The sequence below is a fragment of the Bradyrhizobium sp. 521_C7_N1_3 genome (genome assembly GCF_052075975.1).
GTDB lineage: Bacteria > Pseudomonadota > Alphaproteobacteria > Rhizobiales > Xanthobacteraceae > Bradyrhizobium > Bradyrhizobium japonicum.
The window spans coordinates 7,969,782-7,987,921 of the sequence record NZ_CP197232.1 but is presented as its reverse complement, the minus strand read 5'-3'; the positions used below and the strand labels follow the sequence as shown (position 1 = coordinate 7,987,921).

General features: G+C 63.4%; 13 protein-coding genes. 5 read left to right on the top strand and 8 right to left on the bottom strand.

All coding sequences use genetic code 11. The features are described 5' to 3' along the window. The first annotated feature begins 52 nt into the window (after positions 1–52). The gene (locus AB7008_RS37570) at positions 53–367 is read left to right on the top strand and encodes a septal ring lytic transglycosylase RlpA family protein (RefSeq protein WP_041953346.1); all 315 of its coding nucleotides are present in this window, start codon (positions 53–55) and stop codon (positions 365–367) included. Between the two features lie 50 nt (positions 368–417). Then, the gene (locus tag AB7008_RS37565; RefSeq protein ID WP_041953347.1) at positions 418–1,587 is read left to right on the top strand and encodes a Gfo/Idh/MocA family protein; all 1,170 of its coding nucleotides are present in this window, start codon (positions 418–420) and stop codon (positions 1,585–1,587) included. 187 nt (positions 1,588–1,774) lie between these two features. Here the strand turns inward: AB7008_RS37565 and AB7008_RS37560 are convergent, their stop codons facing one another. The 7 genes from AB7008_RS37560 to AB7008_RS37530 all read right to left on the bottom strand — a co-directional run bounded on the left by AB7008_RS37560 (position 1,775) and on the right by AB7008_RS37530 (position 10,539). Beyond that, the gene (locus tag AB7008_RS37560; protein ID WP_041953349.1) at positions 1,775–3,085 is read right to left on the bottom strand and encodes an ABC transporter substrate-binding protein; all 1,311 of its coding nucleotides are present in this window, start codon (positions 3,083–3,085) and stop codon (positions 1,775–1,777) included. 193 nt (positions 3,086–3,278) lie between these two features. Beyond that, positions 3,279–4,514: an ABC transporter substrate-binding protein gene (locus tag AB7008_RS37555; protein ID WP_248879333.1), complete on the bottom strand. Its 1,236-nt coding sequence runs from the start codon at positions 4,512–4,514 to the stop codon at positions 3,279–3,281. Positions 4,515–4,554: 40 nt separating this feature from the next. Further along, positions 4,555–6,033 (bottom strand): ATP-binding cassette domain-containing protein, encoded by a 1,479-nt coding sequence (locus AB7008_RS37550; protein WP_441260422.1) that lies wholly within the window; start codon positions 6,031–6,033, stop codon positions 4,555–4,557. Next, positions 6,033–6,959: a branched-chain amino acid ABC transporter permease gene (locus tag AB7008_RS37545; RefSeq protein WP_014493139.1), complete on the bottom strand. Its 927-nt coding sequence runs from the start codon at positions 6,957–6,959 to the stop codon at positions 6,033–6,035. Before AB7008_RS37545 ends, AB7008_RS37550 begins: the two co-directional genes overlap by 1 nt. Position 6,960: 1 nt before the next feature. Further along, positions 6,961–7,836 (bottom strand): branched-chain amino acid ABC transporter permease, encoded by an 876-nt coding sequence (locus tag AB7008_RS37540; RefSeq protein ID WP_028156504.1) that lies wholly within the window; start codon positions 7,834–7,836, stop codon positions 6,961–6,963. Positions 7,837–7,938: 102 nt separating this feature from the next. Then, a complete protein-coding gene (locus tag AB7008_RS37535) occupies positions 7,939–9,153 on the bottom strand; it encodes an ABC transporter substrate-binding protein (RefSeq protein WP_441261274.1) in 1,215 nt (404 codons plus the stop codon). Between the two features lie 285 nt (positions 9,154–9,438). Continuing rightward, complete coding sequence (locus tag AB7008_RS37530; protein ID WP_441260421.1) at positions 9,439–10,539, bottom strand: NAD(P)/FAD-dependent oxidoreductase; 1,101 nt, start codon at positions 10,537–10,539, stop codon at positions 9,439–9,441. Positions 10,540–10,764: 225 nt separating this feature from the next. Here AB7008_RS37530 and AB7008_RS37525 point away from each other — a divergent pair, with 225 nt between their 5' ends. Beyond that, positions 10,765–12,654 (top strand): peroxidase family protein, encoded by a 1,890-nt coding sequence (locus AB7008_RS37525; RefSeq protein ID WP_441260420.1) that lies wholly within the window; start codon positions 10,765–10,767, stop codon positions 12,652–12,654. A gap of 85 nt (positions 12,655–12,739) precedes the next feature. On the opposite strand, the gene AB7008_RS37520 is transcribed toward AB7008_RS37525, so the two are convergent. Further along, positions 12,740–13,957: an SMP-30/gluconolactonase/LRE family protein gene (locus tag AB7008_RS37520; protein ID WP_304490992.1), complete on the bottom strand. Its 1,218-nt coding sequence runs from the start codon at positions 13,955–13,957 to the stop codon at positions 12,740–12,742. 305 nt (positions 13,958–14,262) lie between these two features. Between AB7008_RS37520 and AB7008_RS37515 the strand changes: the two genes are divergently transcribed. Next, entirely contained in the window at positions 14,263–14,508 is a 246-nt protein-coding gene (locus AB7008_RS37515) for a hypothetical protein (RefSeq protein ID WP_014493145.1), read from the top strand. 493 nt (positions 14,509–15,001) lie between these two features. After that, positions 15,002–17,809, top strand: a complete 2,808-nt coding sequence (locus tag AB7008_RS37510; protein ID WP_441260419.1) for an Ig-like domain-containing protein — start codon at positions 15,002–15,004, stop codon at positions 17,807–17,809. Positions 17,810–18,140 lie beyond the last annotated feature (331 nt).

The following is an 18,140-nucleotide window of genomic DNA, read 5'->3' as shown; positions in this document are numbered from 1 at the left end:
CCGAAACAAATCGACGTTTGCAGCGCCGGGCAGGGTAACCGGGAGCGGTGCCGTGCGAACGCAGACGACGGTATTTTGCTGTCTAGCCACTTTTTCGCTTTCTGCATTTTCTGCTGCGCAAGCCGAAAGCGGGCTTGCCTCATACTACGGCTACGGAAAGGCCGGTAAGGGCAGCGAGCTGACCTGCGCTCATCGCACGCGTCCGTTCGGCACCGTGCTGAGGGTGTCCTATGGCGGCCGGTCGATCCAGTGCCGCGTCAATGACCGCGGCCCCTTCATCCGCGGCCGGATCGTCGATCTCTCGGTGCCGGCTGCCAAGGCGCTCGGCATGATGAGCGCCGGCGTGGTGCGGGTCGCGGTGGAATAGGCCTGCCAGCGCGCTATAGTGCCGCCCAACGCAAGGGTATGGGGGGTGCTATGGCCAGGATTCGGGTGGGACTTGTCGGCTGCGGCTTCGTGTCGGAGCTGCACATGTATGCGCTCCGCCGCGTCTACGGTGTGGATGTCGAGGTCGCGGCGGTCGCGGCGCGCGGCGATCATGTCGTCGAATTCGCCGGCCGCCACGGGATTGCGCGGGTCTATCGCAGCTTCGCCGAACTGATCGCGGACCGCGAGCTCGATGTCATCGACATCTGCACCCCGCCCAATCTCCATGCCGACATGATCGTCGCCAGCATGCAGGCCGGCAAGCACGTCATCTGCGAGAAGCCGTTCGCCGGCTATTTCGGCCGTGCGGGCGACGCGCAGCCGATCGGCAAGCATGTGCCCAAGGCGCTGATGTATGAGCGGGTGCTGGAGGAGATGGACGCGACCCGCGCCGCGATCGAGCGCACCGGAAAGCTTTTCATGTATGCGGAGGATTGGGTCTACGCCCCCGCGGTGACCAAGACCGCGGAGATCATCAGGGCGACGAAAGACAAGATCCTGTTCATGAAGGGCGAGGAGAGCCATTCCGGCTCGCACGCCGCGCATGCCGCGCAATGGGCGATGACCGGCGGCGGTTCGCTGATCCGCATGGGCTGCCATCCGCTCTCGGCCGTGCTTTATCTCAAGCAGGTCGAGGCCAAAGCACGCGGCGAAACCATCCGCGTCGCCAGCGTCACCGGCGATGTCGGCAACGTTACGGCCGTCCTGAAGCCCGAGGAGCGCACTTACATCAAGGCCAATCCGGTCGATGTCGAAGATTGGGGCACGTTGACGGCGACCTTCTCCGATGGCACCAAGGCGACCGTGTTTTCCGGCGACATGATCATGGGCGGCGTGCGCAATCTGATCGAAACCTACACCTCCGGCGGTTCGCTGTTCGCCAACATCACCCCGAACACGCACCTGATGAGCTACCAGACCAGCGAGGAGAAGCTCGCCAGCGTCTACATCACCGAAAAGGTCGACCGCAAAACCGGCTGGCAATATGTCTGCCTCGAGGAGGAGTGGACGCGCGGCTATCTCCAGGAGATCCAGGATTTCATGGAATGCGCCGCGAGCGGGAGGCAGCCGCTGTCGGACCTGGCGCTGGCGTATGAGACGATCAAGGTGAACTACGCGGGCTACTGGGCCGCGGAGGAGGGACGGCGGGTGGTGTTGTAGGGCGCGGCTCCGTTACCCTCCCCTGGAGGGGGAGGGTCGATCGCGCGAAGCGCGAGCGGGGTGGGGTGATCTCTCAAATCGGGCAGTGTCCGTGAGGAGAGATCACCCCACCCCGCAACGCATTCCGCTCCGCTGCATGCGTAGCGACCCTCCCCCTCCAGGGGAGGGTGGCACCGTCCGCATCACCTCACGCCCCGTAGGTCGAGCCCTTCGGCAGCGGAAACACCGGGTCCTGCGTGCGGATGTTCGTCGGCCACACCACCGAGATGTGCTCGCCGGCATTCTGCATCACCACCGGCGTCGAGCGCTCGTTCTGGCCTGACATCGGCGTGCCCGGCGGGAAGAACTTGACGCCGTAGCCCTGGATGGTGCCGCCGGCGGGAATGTCGACGTCGAGCGCGGCCTTGCGGATGGCCTCGGGATCGAAGCTGCCGTATTTCTCCTTGGCGACCGGCAGCACGTTGTTGAGCAGCAACCAGGTCTGGTTGAAGCCCATCGAGCAGTGTGGCGGCACTTCGGTCGCGCCGGTCTTGGCCTTGTAGCGCGTGACCATGGCGTTGGTCAGATCGCCGATACCCGGCGCGAGCTTTGCGGGGTCGAGCAATTGCGCCGGCACCGGATCGATGTTGCAGAAATTGTCGATGTCGGCGCCGAAGGTCGCGCGCAGCTTGTCGAGCTGGCTGTAGCCGGCGCCGGCGCCGAACAGCATCTTGAAGCGCAATCCGCTCTCGCGCGCCTGGCGCAGGAACAGGGTGATGTCGGGGTTGTAACCGGCATGCGAGATCACGTCGGCCTTGGCGCGCTTGATTTTCGTGACGAGCACCGAGAGGTCGGGCGCCGAGGCGGAGTAGCCTTCGCGCAGCACCACCTGGATGCCGGCCTGCTTCGCATAGGCCTCGTCGGCCGCCGCGACGCCGACGCCATACGGGCCGTCCTCGTGGATCAGCGCGACCTTGACGTCCTTCGGATCCATGCCGAGCTTGCCTTGCGCATGCTCGGCGAGGAAGCTCGCGAACGCCTGGCCATACTGGTCGGAATGGATCTGCGCACGAAACACGTATTGCAGGTTCTTGTCCTTGAACACGGCGGTCGAGACCGCGGTCGTGATCCAGAGGATCTTCTTCTGCTGCTCAACCTTGGCCGCGAGTGGCACCGCATGCGAGCTCGCATAGACGCCGTTGAGGATGTCGATCTTCTCCTGACTGATCAGGCGTTCGGCCTCGTTGATCGCAACGTCGGGTTTGCTCTGGGAATCCGCGGCGACCGGAACAATCTTGCTCTTGCCGCCGACACCGCCTTTCTCGTTGACGAGATCGATCGCGATCTGCGCGCCGATTGACGAGGCGACCGAGCCGCCGGCGGCGAAGGGGCCGGTGAGGTCGTAGATCAGGCCGATGCGCAAATTCTCGGCCTGCGCCTGGGCCCGGGTCCAATCAAGGCTGAGTGCGGCGGCGGCAGCCGCCGAGCTCTTCAGCAACTGCCTGCGTGAAGTCGGCATCCTATCCTCCCTCAAAACCCGTCTGTTGATTGGTCTTGTTATTTTTTTACGAATTATGGGGAGTGGGACGATGGAAAGTCAACATAGCGAAAGGTCGATACGAGGCGACGGTTGAGCCGAACGCATCTGCGAAAGGCAAAGAAAAGCCCACCGCTCGCGAATGAGCGGTGGGCTTGATGCCGGGATGAGCCGGTTACTGCGACAGCTTCACGAAGCTCGGAAACTTCAGCTTGCCTTCCGCGATCTTCTCGGGCCAGACCACGACCTGCTTGCTGTCCTGCCACTGGAAGACGAGACCGGATACTGTGGTGGGACCGGACTTGATGCCGTGGGTGAACTCGTCGTCCTTGCCGTAGAACTGGATGCGGCCGATCGTGCCCTCGTAGTCGGTCTTCTCCAGTTCAGCGACCATCTTGTCGGGATCGGTCGAGCCTGCGCGCTTGATCGCGTCGGTGATGAAGTAGACCTCGTCATAGGCGGTGTAGCCGGTATAGGCCGGCGGCGCGCCGAACTTGGCCTTGAACGCGGCCGCGAAAGGCTTCGTCTTGGAGGTCACGGCGACGTCGGGCGTCGCCACCGCGAGCGACGGCACGCCGTCGGCGGCGCCATTGGTGTCCTTCCAGAAGGTCGGGCTCAGCGCCTGCGCGCTGATGCCGAACATCGGGATCGGCACCTGCTGGTTCTTCCACTGCACCGTCGGCTGCACGCCGACGTGCGAGATGCCGGTCACGATCACGTCGGGCTTCTTGCCCTCGATGTTGTTGAAGATCGGCGTGAAGTCGGTGGTATCGGGCGAGAAGCGCACATGCTCCACGACCTTCAGGCCCGCCTTGGGCAGGCAGGCCTCGTAGCCGACGTCGAGCGGCTTGGTCCAGGCCGCGTCCTCGCTCATGATCGCGACGGTCTTGAACTTGAGCTTGTCGACCAGGAGATCCTTGGCGGCATCACAGACGAGCTGGGCCTGGGCCGCCGAAGTCAGGTAGCCGTGGAAGGTGTACTTGTTCTTCTCATAGTCGTTGTGGATCGCCTTGGTGATCTCGTTGGAGGCGGCGCCCGGCGTGATCAGCGGCATCTTCAGCCGCGCCGCCCAGGGTTCGAGCGCCAGCACGACCTCGCTGATATAGCTCGCGATCACCGCGGACACCTTGTCCTCGCTCACCGCACGCTGGAACGCGCGCACCGAGTCGGCCGACGAGCTCTTGTTGTCATAGGTGACGATCTCGACCTTGCGGCCGAGAATGCCGCCCTTGGCATTGATCTCGTCGGCGGCGATCTGCGCGCCGCCGGGGGTGGCGGCACCGGCGATCGACTGCACTTCGGCGATGACGCCGATCTTGATCGGATCGTTCGACTGCGCGTAGGCGGGGGCGGCAAGGCACAGCGCCAGCGCGGAGGTGAGGAGGCTGCTGCCGAGGATTGAAGGTCGCATGGTCGTTTCCCTTTCTATGTTTTTATTGATGTTGGCGGACTTAAAGAAAATCGGCGCCGGCTTCGCTCGCGAAGCGGCCGGGATCGCCCTCCCAGACGATGCGGGCGTGCTCCAGCACATAGACGCGGTCGGCATGCGGCAGCGCGAAGGTCACGTTCTGCTCGCCGAGCAGCACCGTGATCGCGGTGGTCTGCCGCAGCTTCGTGAGCGCCTTGGACAATTGCTCGAGGATGACGGGAGCGAGGCCCAGCGTCGGCTCGTCCAGGATCAGGATCTGCGGCTGCATCATCAACGCGCGGCCGATCGCGAGCATCTGCTGCTCGCCGCCGGAGAGCGTTTGCGCCATCTGGCCCTGGCGCTCCTTCAGGATCGGGAACAGCTCGAACAGCCAGGCGAGCTGCGCCGCGCGCTTGTCGTCGGAGAGATGCTGGCCGCCGAGATCGAGGTTTTCGCGCACGCTCATCTCGCCGAACAGCTCGCGCGATTCCGGGCATTGCACGAGGCCGCTGCGCGCGATCTTCGCAGGGCTCGTGCCGCGCAGTTTGTCGCCGCCGCGCACGATCTCGCCGCTGTACGGGAGGAAGCCGGAGATGGTGTTGAACAGCGTGGTCTTGCCGGCGCCGTTGAGGCCGACGATTGAGACGAACTCGCCCTCGTGGACGTGGATCGAGACGTTCTCCAGTGCCTGCGCCTTGCCATAGAACACGCTGACATTCTCGACCTGGAGCAGCGGCACCTTGTCCTTGAAGCTGGTCTCGGGCCGCGCATGGGTCTCGATGGCGCCGCCGAGATAGACCCGCCGCACTGTCTCGTTCTTCATGACCTCGTCGGCCTTGCCGGTGACGATTTCCTCGCCGAGATACATCGCGAGCACGCGGTCGACCAGCGCGGCGACGCTCTTGACGTTGTGGTCGACCAGCATCACGGCGCGGCCCTCGTCGCGAAAGCTGCGGATCAGGTCGGAGAAGACGTCGACCTCCGCCCGCGTCAGCCCGGCAAAGGGCTCGTCCACCAGCACGACCTTTGGGTCACGCGCGATCGCTTTCGCAAGCTCCAGCCGGCGCAGATCGGCGAAAGGCAGCGTCGGCGGCCGGCGGTTCATCACGCTGCCCAATCCGACGCGGTCGGCGATCCATTTGGCACGCTCGACCAGCGCCTTGTCCGGGAACAGCATGAACAGGCTGTCCGGCAGCAGCGCGACCATGATGTTCTCCAGCACCGTCTGCCGGTTCAGCGGCCGCGAGTGCTGGAACACCATGCCAAAGCCTTTGCGGGCGATCTTGTGCGCGGGCAGGCCGGCGACGTTCTCGCCCTCGAAGATGACTTCGCCAGATGTCGGGCGCTCGATGCCCATCACGCTCTTCATCGCGGTCGACTTGCCGGAGCCGTTCGGCCCGATCAGGCCGAAGATCTCGCCGGCGTTCACCTCGAAGCCGAGGTTCTTCACCGCCGTCAATCCACCAAAGCGTTTTGTCAGGCCGCGGACGTCGAGCACGGGCCGGTTTGCGATCATATCCATCACGAGCGCGCCTCACGCGAGAGGGCCGCTCCGAGGAAGCCGCCGGGGAAGAACAGCACGACGAGGAGCGCGACCGCCGAGACGATGAAGGTCGCGAGCTCGCCGGTGGGACGCAGGAATTCACCGGCGACGATCAGGAAGATCGCGCCGAGTGCCGCACCAAGCACGGTGCGCCGGCCGCCGAGCACGGCCGAGACGATCACGTTCACGCCGACCGCGACGTCGACGACGGTGCCGACCGAGGCGGTGCCGAAATAGAACACCAGCAGCGCGCCGGATAAACCAGAGAAGAACGCGCTGACGATGAAGGCGGCAAGCTTGTGCTTGACGATGTTGAAGCCGAGCGCGCCGGCCTGCACCGGATCCTGGCCGCTGGCCTGGAGCACGAGGCCAATCGGCGATTGCGACAGGCCATAGAGGATCGCGGCCGAGATCGTCATGAAGCCGAGTGCGATCCAGTAATTGGCGCCGGCGTTGATGGTGATGACGTCGGGGATGGTCAGGCCGATCTCGCCGCCGGTGAGATCGGCGAACACCACGATGAAATTCTGCAACATCAGCACCGCGACCAGCGTGGTCAGGCCGAAATAGGGCCCGCGCACGCGCAAAGCCGGCAGCGCCAGCACGAGGCCCGCGATGACGGACGCGAGCGCCCCCAGCACGATGCAGAGATAGACCGACCAGCCGAACTGGGCGTTGAGAATGCCGGCGGTGTAGGCGCCGACGCCGATCAGGAAGGTCGGCCCGAAATTGACCTCGCCCGCGAAGCCGAACAGCAGGTCCCAGGCCATCGCGAACACGCCGAAATAGAACGCGACGGTGAGCAGGCCGAGCACGTAGCCGGAGACGTAAAGCGGCAGCGTCGCCGCGATGATGACGAGCGCGACCGAGATGAAGAACAGGCGGGAGGTGAAGAAGGTGGACATCTCAGCGCCTCCCCAGAAGGCCCTGGGGCCGGATATACATCACGAACACGAGCAGCAGCAGCGCCGGAATGGTGCGGTAGGCCGGCGAGACCAGATAGGCCGTCAGCGTCTCGAGATAACCGACCACGAAGGCCGCGATCAGCGAGCCGGAGACGCTGCCGAGACCGCCGAGCACCACGATCGAGAACGCGCTCGCCGTCAACGGTCCGACGCTGTAGGAGCTGACCCCTAAGAACATGCCGAGCAGCACGCCGGCGATGCCGGCGAGGATGCCGTAGATCGCCCAGACCACGACGTAGATGTTGGTGAGCTCGAGCCCGAGCAGCGTGACGCCGCGCGGGTTCATCGACGCCGCCAGCACCGCCTTGCCGGTGCGGGTGCGGTTCACGAGCAGCCACAGCAGCGCGATGACGAGACAGCATACGATGGCGGTGAATATCTCGTTCTTCGGCGTGCGGACGCCGAGGATCTCGACCACGCCCTCGACGATCGGAAGCACGGTCTTGGCGTTGTTGGTGAAGAAATAGGCGATCAGCTCCTGGATCATGATGCCCCAGAGCAGCGTTCCCGTGAGGACGAAGATCTCCTTCTCCTCGTTGGGGATGCGCCGGGAGTCCTGAATGGGCTTCACCACCGCGAAATAGGTCGCAAAGGCGGTGAGGAGTGCGACGGCGACCCCGATCAGCGCACCGGCATAGGTGCCGACGTTGAGGATGCTGGCGGCGGCCCAGGCCGCCACCGCTGCGGCCACCATGATGGCACCGTGGGAGAGGTTGAGCACGCCGGAGACGCCGAAGATCAGGGTGAAGCCGGTGGCACCGAGAGCGTAGAGAGCGCTGATGGCAAAGCCATCGATCAATATCTGGAAAGCTCGCATCTATGATTGGCCGGGTGGCAGCCGAGCTGCCGCTTTGAGGAAAGGTGCTGCGGAGAGCCGCATGTGGAAGCTCCCGGGAGGTGGTCCCGGGAGCATGTCCTGCTAGTTGCTGAGCTTGATGAAGCTCGGGAACTTGACGTCGACCTTGGCGACGTCCTTGGGCCAGACCGCGCTCTGCTTGCCGTCCTGCCATTGCAGCATCAGCCCGGTGATCAGGCCCTTGCCATATTTGATCGAGTGGGTGAACGGATCATCCTTGCCGTAGAACTGGACGCGGCCGATCGTGCCTTCCCAGTCGGTCTTCTCCAGCGCCGCGACGAGCTTGTCGGCGTCGCTCGAGCCGGCGCGTTTCACCGCGTCGGCGATGTAGTAGACCTCGTCATAGGCGGTGTAGCCGGCATAGGACGGATAATTGCCGAACTTCTTCCTGAAGTTCTCCGCGAACGGCACCGATTTCGGCGTCACCGCGACGCCGGGCCCGGAGACGCCCTGATAGAGCACGCCTTCGGCCGCCTGGTTGGTGTCCTTGCCGAAGGTCTCGTTGGTGGCCTGCGAGGAGATGCCGAACATCGGGATCGGCACCTGCTGGTTCTTCCACTGCACCGTCGGCTGCACGCCGACATGGGAGATGCCGGTGATGATCACATCGGGCTTGGAGCCCTCGATCTTGTTGAAGATCGGCGTGAAGTCGGTGGTATCGGGCGAGAAGCGGATGTGGTCGAGCACCTTCAGCCCGATCTTGGGCAGGCATTCCTCGTAGCCGATGTCGAGCGGCTTGGTCCAGGCGGCGTCCTCGCTCATGATGACCGCGGTCTTCATGTGCATCCTGTCGACGAGCAGGTCCTTGGCGCCGTCGCAGACCGAGAGCGCCAGCGCGGCCGAGGTCAGATAGCCGTGGAAGGTGTACTTGTTCTTCTCGTAATCGGCGTGGACGCTCTTGCTGATCTCGTTTGAGGCGGCGCCCGGCGTAACGAACGGCGTCTTCAACCGTGAGGCCCAGGGCTCCAGCGCCAGCACGACCTCGCTGATATAGCTGGCGATGACTGCGTTGACCTTGTCCTCGTTCACCGCGCGCTGGAACGCACGCACTGAATCCGCCGACGAGGAGTGATTGTCGTAAGAGATGATCTCGATCTTGCGGCCGTCGACGCCGCCATTGGCGTTGATCTCGTCGGCGGCAAGCTGCGCGGCCTGTGGAATGGAGGCGCCGGCGATCGCCTGCGCTTCCGCGATCACACCGATCTTGAGGGGATCGGCCGCGAGTGCCGCGCCTGACGCTGCCATCATGGCGCCTGTCGCGGCCGCACCGAGCGCCATTTGCAATGCAACAGAGAGTCGTTTTTTCATGTTTGTTCTCTCCCTTTGAACAGGCCTCTTGTGAGCCATTATGTCGCAACTATAACGGCGAGGGAGGTCTCGGCAAGTGAAACCGCGTTCAGGATTGGGAGAGACGGACTAAAGTCTAGCGCTGCGCAAATTGCGGGCAGGATAGGTGCGAGACACTCATGACGCGCGCAGGCATGCAGATTCTGTCGGCGGGCATGCGTGAGCGTCGAAGCCTTGGAGCGGGCGGTAGCCTACAAGACGAGCAGCGATGCCGGTTCAGCGCGCTTGCAGCAACGATGGATCGAGCGGCCTCAATCGGGCCGGATCGAATGGCGACAAGTCTACACGCGTCGCATCCTTGGCGATCAGCTGCGCCAGCGCTTCGCCGGTGGCGGGCGCATTGAGGATGCCCCAGACATTGTGCCCGGTCGCAACATAGAGGCCTTCGCTCTGCGGCACCTTGCCGATCAACGGCAGGCCATCCTCAGTCACCGGTCGGAAGCAGGCCTGCTGCGCGATGATCTTTTCTGGGCGAAACAGTGGCGATAGCCGTTCGCACATGATTTGCAGGCGCGCGATCGCATCGACGTCCGGCGTTACGGCGGCCGGATCGAGCGGCAGCGGCGCGATGTCCGAGAGTGCGGTGATATGCGTGCTGCCGTCGGCGCGTGGAAAGACCTCGATCGACACGGCGCTGCCGTCCTCGTCATACTCCAGGAACAACGCATCGGCCGGCACGCTGGGGCCGAGATCGTACACGATGCTTGGGCTGCGCTGGCCATAGACAGCGGGCAGGCGCATCCATTGCGCGGCGAGCAGCGACCACGGCCCCATCGCGATCACGACGGCGTCCGCCTCAACGAGGCTGCCTTCCACCTCGACACCTTTCGCGGTCGTGCCATTTGCATCGCGCGCGATGCCCGTGATGCGGCCAACGCGAAGCTCGGCGCCTTGCGCGACTGCCGCGTTCATCACGGCCGAGGTAAATTTGCGGGGATGAACGATCGCAGTCGTTTGCGTCGTAGCGATGCGTTGCGCGATGACGACGCCATTGGCGAGCCAGCCGAGCGCGGATGGTGCATTCCGGCGCGGATCGCCGTCGGACGCAACAAAGCCGCCATACGCGGTCATCGGGCGATAGCCCCAATCGCCGGCGATCTCCTCCGGCAGCTCCGCATGAAGCGCAAAACTCCGCCGCGCGAGTGCGTCGAGCGGCGAGCCGGTGCACCAGTCACGCGCCAGAAAGCCGCCGGCCTTGCCGGAGGCGGCGGCCGCGACCTCGGTCCGTTCGACCACGATGACCTCGATGCCGCGGCGCCGGAGAAACAAGGCGGTGCAGGCTCCGATCACGCCGCCGCCGCAGATGATGACGCGCATGGCTTGTTCCCTGGATAGTGCTGCGCTGATGTGCGCAACATCGCCTGTTCGGCACGATCGTTCAGGCGAAGATTGCCGCTTCGCCGCTAGAGGTGCAATTCTGTCGTATATCGAATGTCGTCACTCAACGATCATGCGAGCGTCATAAAGAATCACAAAAGCGTCATGCCGCAAGCCGCCAATGGAGCAGGCGCTGGGGCGAACACTCTACGGGGAGGGTAAACCATGGCGCTCAGATTCCGCAGCATCGACGGCTCCAACAACAATCGTGCGGATCCCACCTTGAACCAGGCCGACACCGACTTTGCCCGGCTGGGGCCGGCAAATTTCGTCGATGGGGTCAATGAAATGACGCCGGGTCCGAATCCGCGCGAGATCAGCAACATTGTCGTGGCGCAGATGGATATTGGCGATGGCGAGGAAGGCCCGCATCTGGTGGATGACGCCGGCGTCGCGCTGTCAGGCATGATGTATGCGTGGGGCCAGTTCATCGATCACGATCTGGATCTGCAGAAGGAGGGCACAGGCACGGATGACATCTCGATCAAGGTCCCGGCTGATGATGAGTTTCTGCCGCCCGGCAGCATGATCGCGTTGACGCGGGTGGCGATCGATCCTGCGACGGGGGTCACCGGGCATCCGGCAGCCGCGATCAATACGGTGACGGGTTGGCTGGACGGATCGCAGATCTACGGTTCCGACGCGGCCACCGCAGCGAGCCTGCGAACGGCCGACGGCCATATGAAGGTGTCGGCGGGAGACAATCTCCCGATCGTCGAGACCGAGAACGGCAACGTCTTTGCGGCCGGTGACGTACGGGCGCAGGAGAATCCCGACCTGACCGCCTTGCAAGTCTTGTTTGTGCGCGAGCACAATTACCAGGTCGATCGACTGCACGAGGACCACCCGAACTGGAGCGGCGACAAGCTATACGAGACGGCCAAGGCCATCACGACGGCCGAGATGGTCAACATCACCTACAACGAGTTCCTGCCGCATCTGTTGGGCGAGGACGCCATCAAGCCGTACCAAGGCTATGACCGCACGGCGGACGCGCGGATCACCGAAGAGTTTGCCGGTGCGGCCTTTCGCTTCGGTCACTCCATCGTCTCCGACGAGATCAGTGCGACCAGCAATCTGGGTGCCTTTACGTCGGAGCAGACGCTGGCGCAATCGTTCTTCGAAGACACGGCGACTTTCAAGGCGACTGGTGCGGATGGCCTGCTGCGGCATCTGGCGGGGGACCTGGCCAACCCGCTGGACGCTCACATTGTCGATGGCTTGCGAAACCTCCTGTTCGATCCTCCGGACGGCATGGATCTGGCAGCGATCAATATCCAACGCGGCCATGATCTTGGGCTGGGTACACTGAACCAAACCCGGGAGGCGCTGGGGCTTGCGCCTTACACCAGCTTTGATCAGCTCAGCTCTGATCCGGCGACGGCGGCAGCGTTCGAGAAAGCCTATGGTTCGATCGATGCCGTCGATTTGTGGGCCGGTGGATTGGCTGAGGATCATGCGCCAGGAGCCGTCATCGGGCCCACCTTCGGCACAATCATCGCCGACCAGTTCACCGCTTTGCGTGACGGCGATCGCTACTACTTCGAGAACCAGGGCTTCGATAAGCAGACCCTGAATGAGATAAAGAACACCACGCTGTCGGACCTCATTCTGCGCGACACCGATACCACTGCGATGCAGAGCGATGCCTTCGTCGCCACCGAGCGGCACAGCGGCACGCTGGGCGGCGTAGACCCGACCGGAGAAGCGGCTGCAGCAGGCATGGCGCAGCTTGTGGTCGGATCTCCCGGCCGGGATACCCTGACTGGCGGAGATCTGGATGACACGCTGGTCGCCGCGGGCGGCCGCATGACCATGACCGGAGGCGCCGGTGCCGACACATTCGTATTCGACCTTGGTGTTCTCGCAGGTAAGCACAACACCGCGGTCATCACCGACTTCGATCCCAAACAGGACAGGCTGCAATTTTCAAACGACGTTCAGGTCACGAAATCATCTGACCATCATGGCGGAACGCTATTGCAGGTCGGCTCCGAGACCATCGACCTGCTGGGCGTAAAGCCGCATGAGATGCATCTTCACGAATGGGGATAATGCTGGGTCGCTTCAAACGAGCGATACAACATCATTCGGCGCCGGCGGGGCACGCCGGCGCCGTGGTGCAATCCGTGCTTGCCCCTCAGCCCGGTCCGGCGCCCTGCGTCGCCGTATACACCGCGTAGAGCGACTGGCTCGCGGCCATGAACAGGCGGTTGCGCTTGGGGCCGCCGAAGCAGACGTTGCCGCACACTTCCGGCAGGCGGATGCGACCGAGCAGCTTGCCCGCCGGTGACCACACCGTCACACCGCTATAGCCGACGGCACGCCCGGCGTTGCTGGAGGCCCAGACATTGCCGTTGACGTCGCAGCGCACGCCGTCGGGCCCGCACTTCACGCCGTCGATCACGCAGTCGCTGAACTTCTTCACGTTGGAGAGCTTGTTGTCGGCGCCGACGTCGAACACGAAGATCTCGCCCTTGCCGCCGGGTCCGGTGTCGCCCGGTCCCTTGCCGGTCGAGGCGACGTAGAGCTTCTTGTAGTCCGGTGAGAAGCACAGGCCGTTGGGATCGGGCACCTGGTCCTCGGTGACGACGAGGTCGATGCGGCCACTTGGATCGATGCGATAGCAGTTGGTCGGCAGCTCGCGCTTGCCCGGTGCGAAGCCGGCCGGCTGTCCGATCCGCGGATTGAGCTTGCCGCCTGCATTGCTCGGGCCGCCCGCCACGTCGGGCTCGCCTTCATAGAGCTGGCCGCCATAGGGCGGGTCGGTGAACCAGTAGCTGCCGTCGGGATGCGCGGCGATGTCGTTCGGCGAGTTCAGGCGTTTGCCCTGATAGGAGTCCGCGAGCACCGTGGCGGTGCCGTCATGCTCGTAGCGCGTCACACGCCGGGTCAGGTGTTCGCAGGAGAGCTGACGGCCCTGGAAGTCGAACGAGTTGCCATTGGAATTGTTGGAGGGCGAGCGGAACACGCTGACGCGGCCGTCGTCCTCGGTCCAGCGCATCTGCCGGTTGTTGGGGATGTCGCTCCAGAGGAGATAACGGCCCTGCGCGCTCCAGGCCGGCCCCTCGGCCCACAACAGGCCGGTGTAGAGGCGCTTGATTGCGGTGTTGGGCTGGGCCAGGTCGTCGAAGGACGGATCGACGGCGATGATGTCGGGGTCCCAGAAATAGGTCGTCGGCGCGCCGTTGGGGCCGAAATCGCGCGGCGGGGTGGTGATCGTCGTTGGCGGTGCGGCAGGTCCGGTCTGGGCCAGCGCGGGGCCGGCCACGGTCGCCGCGGCGCCGAGCGCAAGTCCCCGCACAAGTGTTCGTCGTGAAAGCGCAGCATCCTGGTCGCGCTGCTCTGAGCGTTCCATCGCGTCCTCCCGGTTATGTTCGGCTGGCCGGTTGATCCGGCCGAGCGGACGAAGGTTAGTCCGGTCCGCGGCCGGTTGCGAGGGGCAGGTTCGCATCCCCTGCGCGATGGCAGGCTTGCGAAGGCTGGAACGCGGCGGCATTGCGGCGAGGCGAGGGCGGAAGCGACAATTCGTCCCGGTTTCGTCGTTCGGGGCCTGTCGTCGGGCTTTGTGCGGTTAACCGGAGCGGCTTTTAGGACGTGTCAAGCCTTGACCTCACGCGCGATGATGGCAGAACGTTTCCGGGGTATCAGCCGGAGTTCATTGTGTTAGCCGTTGTTGCACTGGTCATTGCGCTCGCCATCGCGTTCGCCGCCGGCTATTTCACCCGCGATCTCGCCTCCCGCAAACGACGCGCGGAGGCGCGCCGCTGGCGCGAATATACCGAGCCGGGCTGGCTCCGTGCCGCCGCACCTGCGAACACCAACGAGGCTGTCCCCGTCGCCACCGGTGAGCTCGGTCAGATGCTCGACCGCTGGGAAAGCCGGGCGCGCGCCCGCCGCGCGGGATAGCGGCAATCGTCGTAGCCCGGATGGAGCGAAGCGTAACCCGGGACAGTCTTCCCGCATATCGTCCCGCTAACGCGGACGACTAACTCCATCTCTCTTCTCATTCCGAAGCGCGAACTACGATGCGCAATTGGCGCATCTGAGACCCGCATGCGCGGGATGAGAAGCGCGTCGATGTGCCTCGCCCGCCCTGATCCATCCGTCAGGCGAGAGCTGTCTGACCTTCATGTAACAGACATATCATTATGAGACATACTTTATGATATGAGGTAAATTTTCCTAAGGTCGGAGTTTGAGTCGGCGCTGCATGCCTGAGGCCAGAGAGAGCAGCCGGTTACAATTGCTGAGTCGCCCAGATCAAACCGGGCAACTCGAGCTTCGATTTAGGCCACTCCCGCGATCGATTGTCACATAACGATCTGTAGGTGTTGTTATGTGTAACACTATCTTTGGTAGATCTGAACAGTCGTATATGTCGGCAGCGGAGCTCTGACGCATGGCAATCCCCGTAGTGAAAGTCAGTTCTGAATTCCTGGTCAATACGCAGACCCTAAGCAGTCAATCGTCTCCGGCCATCGCTGGTCTCGGGAATGGCAACTTCGTCGTCACTTGGCAGGACTTGAGCGGCACGCTCGACGCCAACGGGTTCAGCGTCAAGGCGCAGATTTTTGCGGCCGACGGTAGTCGGATTGGCTCTGAATTCCTGATCAACACGCAGATGGCCAGTCACCAGGTCTCGCCAACCGTCACCGGCCTCGGCAATGGCGGCTTCGTCGCCACCTGGGAGGACTTCAGCGGGACGCTGGGGGACGGAAGCGGTACCAGCATCAAGGCGCAGGTCTTTGCCGCCGACGGCAGCAAGGTCGGCTCGGAATTCCTTGTCAATGGTGAGACGGCAAGTTTCCAGCAGGTTCCGACCGTCACGGGCTTGAGCAATGGCGGCTTCGTCGTCACCTGGCAGGACTTCGGCGGCACACTGGGAGACGCCAGCGGCACCAGCATCAAGGCCCAGGTCTTTGCCGTCGACGGCAGCAAGGTTGGTTCGGAATTTCTGGTCGACGCGCAGACGGCGAACAACCAGACCGTTCCGACGGTCACCGGTCTTGCGAACGGCGGCTTCGTTGTCACCTGGCAGGACCTGAGCGGCACGCTGGGAGATAGCAGCGGCACCAGCATCAAGGCGCAGGTCTTCGCCGCCGATGGCAGCAAGCTTGGTTCGGAATTCCTCGTCGACAAGTATACGGACGGCAATCAAGTCGTTCCGACGATTACCGGCCTCGCCAATGGCGGCTTTGTCGTCACTTGGCAGGACAACGCCTTCCTCGTCGGGGTGCAGGTGTTCAACAGCGACGGTACCAAGATCGGCGGGGAATTCCAATTCGCAGGCGGTGGATCTCATTCTTCTCCCACCGTCACCGGCTTGAGCAACGGCGACTTCGTCGTCGCATGGGATAACGGCACCGACATCCAAGCGCAGGTATTCGCAGCTGACGGCAGTAAACTTGGGGGTAATTTTCTCATCAATACCCAGACGGCCGGCAACCAAACCGTTCCGAAAATCACCGCACTCGGCGACGGCGGTTTTGCGGTTACCTGGCAGGATGACGGCGGTATGCTGGGCGACACCAGCGGCACCGCAATCAAGGGGCAGGTCTTTGTCTGGGATACGATGCCGCCCGCTGCGCCGGTGCTCGCTAATGCATCCGTCGTTGGCGGTATCGTCAACGCGGCCCATGACACGTCGGCGCAGGCGCTGAGCGGCACCGCGGAAGCGGAAAGCACCCTCAACATCTATCTCAACGGATCGGCGACGCCCTCCTACGTGACGACGGCGGATAAAAACGGCAATTGGAGCGTCAACATCGGTCACCTTGCCGATGGCAGCTATTCCTACACCGCCGTTGCCACTGATCTGGTCGGCAACCGGAGCGCCGCAAGCGATCCGCTGACCTTCGTGGTCGATACGGTCCCGCCGGTCCTCGCCATCACGTCCATTGTCCCCGATGCCGGCGAAACCGCCACGGTGACCGGCACGATCGACCTTGCTGACGCCGGCCGAACGATCACGCTCGCTGACATGACGTTTCCCTTTGCGTCGAATCCAGCTATGTGGAGCGTGACGACCACGGCCGATGCGAACGGACACTGGAGCATCAGCGGTGTGCCGGTGTCGGTGTTCAGCAACAGTCCAGCCGTCTATGCTTACGATGCGGCCGGTAATCCCGGCCTGTCTCAATACGTTTACACGGCGTCCTGGGGCAACGGAGCGGTGCTCGGCGACGGTCTTCGACAGTACGTCTACGGGCTCTCCAGCGGTTGGGGGATCGCGAACGGCGCGCAACAGAATGTCTATGCCGGCGGCCTGGCCGACGGTGCAGTGATCCGCGGCACCCAGATCGTTTGGGGCGCTGCCAACAATACGACGATCTACAGCGGCACGCAGTTCGTGTGGGGCTCCAGCGCCAGTACGACCATTTATTCCGGCGGCGCGCAGTATGTCGGCGGCACGGTTGCCAGCACGACCATCAATTTCGGTAACCAAACCATTTATGGCGGCGCCAGTGCGAGCGGCACGGCGGTGCATGGTGGCAGCCAATCGGTGTACGGTACGGCTGATCAGACGACGGTCGATAGCGGCGGCTTCCAGTACGTCTATGGCCGCGTCACCAACACGACAATCAACTCCGGGCGACAGAACATCTACGCCGACGGCATTGCCATCGGCACGACGGTGAATGCCGGCAATGTTCAGATCGATTGGGGAACCGCCATCGACACGACGATCAACGGCGGCTCTCAGATTGTGTGGGGCTCCGCCACCGGCACGAGGATTTCTGGCGGGGTGCAGTATGTCGGTGGCACCGCCGCCAACACGACCGTCGATCATGGCGAGCAGGACATTTACAGCGGCGGTACGGCCAGTGACACCACCATTAACGCGTATGGTGTCGTGCATCTCGCTGCGGGCGGCTTGATGCACAACGTGACCTTCGGAGCGCCAGTCGCAAGACTTGAACTCGCTCAATCATCGGCATTCTCGGGAACGATTTCCGGCTTCCAGGCCGGAAACAAGATCAATCTCGATGACATGGCTTATGATGTTCACATGCATCCAAGCTATGTGACGAATGCGGACCACAGTGGGGGCACGTTGACCCTCTCGGACGGCGTCCATACTGCGACGCTCGCCTTGCTCGGACAGTACACGGCTGCCGACTTCGTGGTCGGTCACGATGTTACCGGCACCTACCTTGCAACCAACCATCAGGCCCAGCCCCTGCTCGCGACTCCGGTCCAGGTTTGAGATGCAGAGGCGGGGCGGTCTGCGAACTGGATGAGCGAGTTGCCGCACAGTTCGGCAATCGGCAGTCTAGTAATAGGTCATTCTTACTGACCATCTTTTGGCGTTGCAGTTGCCGCCAATTCTCGTCTAGAAACGGCGCATCGGGCCTCCCGGCAACCAACCGTCAACGGTTTTGACCGAGGATTTGAGGGCTCAAAAGGGTCTGGCAATGCTGATTCGCGGCCAAATCGATGGGATTTCGGGGGAGGTGGCTCTGGCCGCCGCCACGATCCCGGCCGCCCTGCTGCCCACCCTCCTGATTGGCGGGCTTCTTCTTACTTGCCCCTGAGGG